Origin of the sequence: Comamonas sp. wu1-DMT (assembly GCF_040187805.1) — a bacterium.
In the GTDB taxonomy this organism is placed as follows: Bacteria; Pseudomonadota; Gammaproteobacteria; order Burkholderiales; family Burkholderiaceae_C; genus Comamonas; species Comamonas thiooxydans.
On the sequence record NZ_JBANEM010000041.1, the window covers coordinates 1 to 6662 of the forward strand.

Sequence of the window (6662 nt, forward strand, 5' to 3'; positions counted from 1 at the left end):
CATCACGCCCGTGGTGTTGGGGTCGACTTCTATTGGGACGCCCCAGAGTTCATCAGGCTTACCGAAGGAGTTGACGATGTTGAACTGCCGCAGCTCTTCGGGCGGCATCTTGATCAGCTTGGGGTAGGCGTTGTTATGGGCCTTCCAGTGCCTCAGGAACGTGTAGCAAACGCGCTTGTGGACTGTGTGGATCGGTGATTCATCGGTCATCGCGCGATTGTCTCAGAGGAGGGTGCTGCTCCGGTGCGTATGACTGGGAACGGCCACAAGTGGTCAGCTGCGATCGGCGGCTACGGAATGTCTAGAGTCGAGGCAAGGCGGTTGGCCATATGATTTCCCTTTGCTCCGAGCGGCCGAGCGGCCGAGCGAAGCTTTCAGCGTTTCACCTACACCTTGGATCTCATCGGTCTGGGAGTAGACAATCAGCTTGCTTGAGAGGGCAAGTTGCCTGAGACAAAGACAACCTGTCTAGGCGACCGGCTGCCTCTGCAATAACACTTTCATAGCTTGACATGACGACAGGAAATCAATTTCCTGAAATTTTAAATTCCGATCATTGAGAAATATGAGAAAAAAGTACTCCGAAATCAGTGGAACGCATAAATGGGTGCCAGTGCTGCCTCCCAATGAGGTAGATGCGTCCGAGGTCATAAAGGCGTTAGGAATATACGAGAATCGAAAGATATCGGCTGCGACCTCCGCAGTAGCGGATATATCAGATTTTCTACGACTCACGCTACCAAGCGTGCAGCATTACTCACCTCCCCGTGGCTTAGTTCGACAATTTTTGTCAAAATTCTTTGCGCCTGAGATGCCAATTGGGTTGTCCTGGGGCTTTCGTGAGAGAGTGGATTTCAACGCGTCAGCAGGTGGGCGTAATGAATCATTCGTCATTTCCATAAATTACGGCGCGATCCTGCTTGCTGCATCACTGTGCTGCGAAATCGCCGCCATAGAGCAGGAGGGCGCTTCAAAATCAAAGACGTCTTCTCTTGAAGATCTCTTTTCTGTAATGCCAGCCACCCCCAAAGGGATCAGTCGGTACCAGCAACTGCTCAGGATGACGATGCTTTACCTCTTTGGTCATGAATTTGCACATGTCGTAGGGGGACATTGCGGTTATTTGGATCTCGTCAAAAAAATGTCGGATGCAGATCGCAGGGCAATCGAACTCGACGCCGATCACGTCAGTGGATACGCTGCGGGTGCATGGATCACCCAAAACACAGGTGTTGCTACACAACTGGGGTGGCTACCCAAGGCTACACTGGCCAACGATACTCAATTGATAGAGCTCTGCGTACTCGCCTCTCTCACACTTTTTACTTTGTATCAGAAGCTTTCGGATGGAGCATCCGAGAAATATCTGCCTCCTGAAACGCGCTCATGCGTGTTCCTTTCGACGCTTATTCATTACGTTGAGCTCGGCCCTGAACTTCCGATCAAGCCAAAGGTCGTGATCAATCCAATATGCTTAGAGGAGGTAGCGATAGGAAGGATGCGGCAAAAGATGATTTCCCTTTTGAGGCTTACCTCAGTGGCAGCGGCTGTTTCAAAGGTCGAGCCAACTGCGCAAGCATTCGCGCAGATTAAGGATACCTATTCGAATAGAGAGAAACTAAAAGAAATACTTAATAGGTGTCGGCCGAGCAATGCGAAGGAATACTTGGAGCACGCGATGACCTAGCAATCCCGTTTCAATGCGAAAGTAACTGCGCAGTAAATCTCACGAGCGTCACCTTGCGGGTGCCGAGACTGGTATCTCTATGGACTGCTTTGGGTCTACAGGGACTTTCCGGCAAGTCAAGCGTTGACCTTGCATATCTCTGCCTCCGTCGTTGTGTAACCAGCGATTGGTGGGCACGAGCCTTGAAGCATTCACCGAGCAAGGACAGACTGCACATCTACAGGCGGGCTTGTTTCGGTGGTGTTCACCGAGGCCCCAGATACGAACCGCTCAGCAGGACTCCATTCGAGAGAAGTGGTCGGGTGACTCCCGCCACGGACCCAAAGCTGAGTTCGTTAGCGGACCTGTGCTCGGAAGTCAAAAGGGTGCTGGGGAGCGCACAACGCTTGCTGGGCCCGGCCGAAGTACACAAGCCAGTTATCAAGGGCGCCGTCATCGCCAGCAACCAGACAGCGCTGGAGCAGGGCAAGAACCGCTTCAGCACCGCGGGGGCACTCGCCACCAGTGACCTGCACAACAGCGCCCACTATGACGGCCAGGCCGTGGGGGTCAATGCTAGCGTGGGCAACGATGCGGGCAAGTTCGGCGTCAAGGGCGGGGCGGACAGCTCCATCCTGGTTCGCGGCTCGGATATTGCTGCCGGCCAGGAAGCCACCTTGGCCGCAGAAGGCGATATCCGTCTTTGCGTCTGGTGCTTGATCAGTAGCCTTCGACCAAAGGCATTTCAGTCCCATCGACCGCAACCATCACGCCCGTGGTGTTGCGGTCGATTTCTATTGGGACGCCCCACAGCTCATTGGGCTTGCCGAAGGAGTTGACGATGTTGAACTGCCGCAGCTCTTCGGGCGTCATCTTGATCAGCTTGGGTAGGCGTTGTTGTGGGCCTTCCAGTGCCTCAGGAAGGTTTGGCAAACGCGCTTGTGGACTGTGTGGATCGGTGATTCATCGGTCATCGCGCGATTGACTCAGAGGAGGGTGCTGCTTCGGTGCGTATGACTGGGAGCGGCCAAAAGCGGTCTTGGTATTGATGAGAAAATCATGGCTCATCCTGAGAAGCTTCCATGAATATCAGTGAACACCTAAAGGTTTGGGCAAGGCGGATCAAGCGCGATGGAGTGACACTCTGGTTTGCAGGGAAACACCCTGGTACGCCTTGGTATGCGAAGGCTCTGGGGTTGTTTGTAGTGGCTTATGCGCTCAGTCCGATCGATTTGATTCCTGATTTCATCCCGGTTCTTGGATATGTGGACGATATCCTCTTGCTTCCAGCGCTGATTTGGCTGACGGTCAAGATGCTACCCGAATCAGTTCTGGCTGAATGCCGCGTTCAAGCCGATGCATGGATGACTGAAAATGGGTCGAAGCCGAGTAGTCGCGCAGGGGCGGTCATGATCATCGTGTTGTGGATCGCCCTAGGGATCGCGGCATGGATTTGGTTGAATCCTCAAATGCGGCCATGACTGGCAGCTAGGCGTCGTGACCAGCCCTCGGTGGCTGGCTGCTACCGGCTATTGGCGTACGGTCGTATGCAACGAGAGCGTGTTGCGCTTGCGCGGCATCGAGTGATCAATACAAAAAAAGCGCACCTCCCAATCAATCGCTGACAGGTAAGGTGCGCTCCTAGTCTTACCGTCAAACCGCTTTCCAAAAAATATAGTCGGCCTGATATTCCACGATCTGCTTGCTGCCCAGATTCGCAGCTCCGCAGGCCATGCTCGGCGCGACGCCCCCCTTGGTTGCAACACGCTGGATATAGGTCACCCCCTGCATGGCTCCCATGCCGGTGGCAGGATTTGCCTTGACCAGCTGCAGCGGGATATTGCCCGCTCCGGCAGGAGCCACGGCAAGCTGCGTGGCAGTGACCTTGGAGCCGTCGTTGTTCTCCCAAGTCGCTGGCGGACCCCAGTATTTGCCGATGACCGTACCGCTTCGCGTTTGCAGCTTGGCATCAGGGCCTACAAACACCCATTCGTGCTCGGCTGCCATGTCCTTCTTGGCCCGACACTCATAGGTGATCTGGCCAACACCCACGGTCTCCATGGCCACTTTGTGCCCTGCGGGCACTTGCACGGTAGCCGGAAGTTCGGCTTGTGAATACATGGAGTGAGAGCCCATGGATGAGCAAGCGCTCAGGCCAAGCGCGGATAGGCACAGAGCGGTCAGCGAAAGTGTGTGTCGATGCATCATGAGTATTCCCTCAAACAAGATGAAAAAATGCACCGGGCGAGACTGCCCGGTACTCGGGGCTTCGCCAGGTCAGCTGCCAAATGACAAGGCATTGCTTGGCAAGGGGCGGCCGAGAGCCGAGATCAGGGCCGTGTAGTGCATGGTTTCATCGGCGGCCAGGCGTCCTGCGACCTTGGCCAGGTCACGGTTTTCGAAAGCTGGAATGACGCCCAGGTAGGCATTGGTCGCGCCAAGCTCCAGTCTTGCGGCCAGATTGAGCACATCGGCCTGACTCTTGAGGGTTGCGGCCTTGAGAGAGTCGGCATAGGTCTGCATCGAGGCCTCGGCCACCGGCTTTCCGCCCATCTTCTGGATGGTGGCAATCAGAGCGTCACGGTGGGCCTTGTGATGGCTTTGGAACAGCAGGGCCACATCCAGCACGGGCTTTTGCAGCAGGCCGCTACCAGCACCCAACTGGTAGGCGTTGATGGCCTCATGCTCCAGCCCCAGGGCCACATTGAGGATGGATACATCCTTGGCTGGGTCATTGCCCATGCCTTGGGCCAGAGCCTCGTTGCCTGCCAACATGGCGACCGCCACGGCCGACAAAGTGCCGGTGGCGCCAAGAAATCCGCGACGCGAGGCCCTGGGCGAGGCATGGCCTTCAAACAGATGGATGCTCATGATGACTCCTAATTGGATGTGGGGATCTGTCGGCCTTTGCGATGTCCGACACTTGGAATACGCATCCTTTGGCGCGGTGGATTCAAGTTTTTGAAAATTTGTTTCAGCCATTTCGCGCGTTCTCCAAATCCAGTGGCTGGGTTGCTGCGTATAGGTGATTACCAGAAACTGCAACATGCCTTGGCAGTTATCCAACAGCACAACATGAAGCAGGTCCTACTGATCAAAATGGCTGCATGAGCGCCCAAACACCGGACAACCAACTGATGGACTTGATCGACCGCGTAGCAGCCCGGGATGAGGTTGCTCTCAAGCTGCTGTACGACCAGACCGCCTCGCGTCTGTATGGCCTAGCTTTGCGCATACTCGGAAACAAGGAGTGGGCCGAGGATGTGCTGCAAGAGAGCTTTCTGGGAATCTGGCGCAGTGCGGGGGCCTACCGGGACTCACTCAGCCCACCCCTGGCCTGGATGGGCATGCTGGTGCGCAGCCGGGCCCTGGACTTTTTGCGCCGGCGCAGAGCCGAGCGCCTGCATCTCAATTTACCGATTGAGGACTTTGAGGAGTTGCCCCAGGACAAGGACGCGCAAGGACCAATGCAATTGGTGGAGGCCAGTGAACAAGCCGTGGTCTTGCATCAGTGTCTAGAAAAGCTGGAGCAGCCACAGCGCCAGGTGGTGAGCCTGGCCTATCTGAATGATTTAAGTCATAGCGAACTGGCCAGCAGCCTGAAGCTGCCGCTGGGCACCGTCAAGACTTGGATGCGCCGAAGCTTGGAACAGTTGCGCAAATGCATGGCGCGCCACGTCTGAGTGCCAGGAGTCGACATCATGAATCTGACCCAAAACCCTGAATTACTTGACCGCCTGGCTGCCTCCTATTCACTGGGAACTTTGCACGGAGGGGCACGCCGTCGGTTTGAGCAACTGGCACGCGAATATCCTCAGGTGCGTGCGGCAGCCTTGCTGTGGCAAGGCCGCTGGTCGGCCTTCTCCGAAGTCCAGACTCCGGTGCAGCCCGACGCGGTAGTCTGGACACGCATTGCCAACCTGCTGCAGGCCGAAACAGCTAAAGCCAAGTTGGCCCGACAGCGTGAAGCCGCATCGAAGTCGGCATGGCTGACACTCGCGTGGTGGCGTGGACTGGCACTGGCAGGCGGTTTGGCCACGGTGGCGGCTATCTCGGTGGGGCTTTGGTCGCATCAAGGGCTCAGGGATACCTCGCAGCAGAAATTGTCTGCGTTACAGACTCAACTCCAGATGGCGCAGGCTGAATTGCAGGCGGCCCCCCAAATTCAATATGTGGCGGTGCTCGCCGATGGCAAGGCTGATGCGTCCATGCTGGTGACCTTCGATCCCCGGCACCAGCAACTGGTATTGCAACGCGTGAGCGGCTTCAAGGAGGCTGATAACAAGTCTCTGCAATTGTGGGCCTTGCCTCAGCAGGGCGCGCCACGCTCCCTGGGGGTCATGGGTGATGGAAAGCTTGAGCAACTCACTGCGCAAGAGACCGATGTGAAAGCAATCCCGGCCCTGGCCATCAGCCTGGAGCCCAAAGGCGGTGTACCCAGTTCAACTGGGCCGACTGGCCCGGTGCTATTCAAGGGTGCACTCATTCGCAGGGATCTTTGACTCAGGCATCTGCAAACACGAAGGCAATCTACTGAGGCAGCTCGAATCTGTTGAATCTCAATGGCTGCTCTGGGTCGCTAGCAGTCCTGTGCTCTTCGCTCAGGAAGGAGTAGAGGAGCGAACCACGCTTGTCGGGCCCGGCCCGAAGTGCACAAGCCCGACTTCAAGAGCGCCGCCATCGCCAGTAACCAGACGGCGCTGGAGCAGGTTAGCACCGCAGGGGTGCTCACCACCAGCGACCTGCGCAACAGCGCCCACCATGACGGCCAGGCCGTGGGGGTCAATGCCAGCGTGGGCAACGATGCGGGCAAGTTCGGCGTCAAGGGCGGGGCGGACAGCTCCATCCCGGTTCGCGGCTCGGATATCACTGCTGGCCAGGAAGCCATCTTGGCCGCAGAAGGCGATATCCGTCTTTGCGTCTGGTGCTTGATCAGTAGCCTTCGACCAAAGGCATTTCAGTCCCATCGACCGCAACCATCACGCCCGTGGTGTTG

At 56.7% G+C, this 6662-nt stretch carries 8 protein-coding genes and 1 pseudogene; 5 read left to right on the forward strand and 4 right to left on the reverse strand.

Annotation, left to right across the window (positions count from 1 at the left end):
* Positions 1-210, reverse strand: a 210-nt coding sequence (locus V8Z78_RS26830) for a hypothetical protein (protein WP_349732347.1), incomplete at its 3' end; no start/stop codon positions are given.
* A 355-nt stretch (positions 211-565) separates the two neighbouring features.
* Here V8Z78_RS26830 and V8Z78_RS26835 point away from each other — a divergent pair.
* Positions 566-1687: a hypothetical protein gene (locus V8Z78_RS26835; protein WP_349732496.1), complete on the forward strand. Its 1122-nt coding sequence runs from the start codon at positions 566-568 to the stop codon at positions 1685-1687.
* A gap of 699 nt (positions 1688-2386) precedes the next feature.
* On the opposite strand, the pseudogene V8Z78_RS26840 reads toward V8Z78_RS26835, so the two are convergent.
* Positions 2387-2640, reverse strand: a pseudogene (locus tag V8Z78_RS26840) (hypothetical protein).
* 108 nt (positions 2641-2748) lie between these two features.
* On the opposite strand from V8Z78_RS26840, the gene V8Z78_RS26845 reads away from it, so the two are divergent.
* On the forward strand, positions 2749-3147 hold the full coding sequence (locus V8Z78_RS26845) for a YkvA family protein (RefSeq protein ID WP_003064827.1): 399 nt from the start codon (positions 2749-2751) through the stop codon (positions 3145-3147).
* Positions 3148-3319: 172 nt separating this feature from the next.
* Here the strand turns inward: V8Z78_RS26845 and V8Z78_RS26850 are convergent, their stop codons facing one another.
* Both V8Z78_RS26850 and V8Z78_RS26855 read right to left on the reverse strand, forming a co-directional pair.
* Positions 3320-3874: a DUF3455 domain-containing protein gene (locus V8Z78_RS26850; protein WP_237704438.1), complete on the reverse strand. Its 555-nt coding sequence runs from the start codon at positions 3872-3874 to the stop codon at positions 3320-3322.
* 69 nt (positions 3875-3943) lie between these two features.
* The gene (locus V8Z78_RS26855; protein ID WP_003064831.1) at positions 3944-4537 is read right to left on the reverse strand and encodes a ferritin-like domain-containing protein; all 594 of its coding nucleotides are present in this window, start codon (positions 4535-4537) and stop codon (positions 3944-3946) included.
* A gap of 236 nt (positions 4538-4773) precedes the next feature.
* Between V8Z78_RS26855 and V8Z78_RS26860 the strand changes: the two genes are divergently transcribed.
* From V8Z78_RS26860 to V8Z78_RS26870, 3 genes are all read left to right on the forward strand, one after another.
* Positions 4774-5349: an RNA polymerase sigma factor gene (locus V8Z78_RS26860; RefSeq protein ID WP_003064832.1), complete on the forward strand. Its 576-nt coding sequence runs from the start codon at positions 4774-4776 to the stop codon at positions 5347-5349.
* A gap of 18 nt (positions 5350-5367) precedes the next feature.
* On the forward strand, positions 5368-6168 hold the full coding sequence (locus tag V8Z78_RS26865; protein ID WP_003064834.1) for an anti-sigma factor: 801 nt from the start codon (positions 5368-5370) through the stop codon (positions 6166-6168).
* Between the two features lie 147 nt (positions 6169-6315).
* Positions 6316-6662 (forward strand): hypothetical protein (locus tag V8Z78_RS26870; protein ID WP_502878883.1); only part of this gene is annotated, 347 nt, incomplete at its 3' end.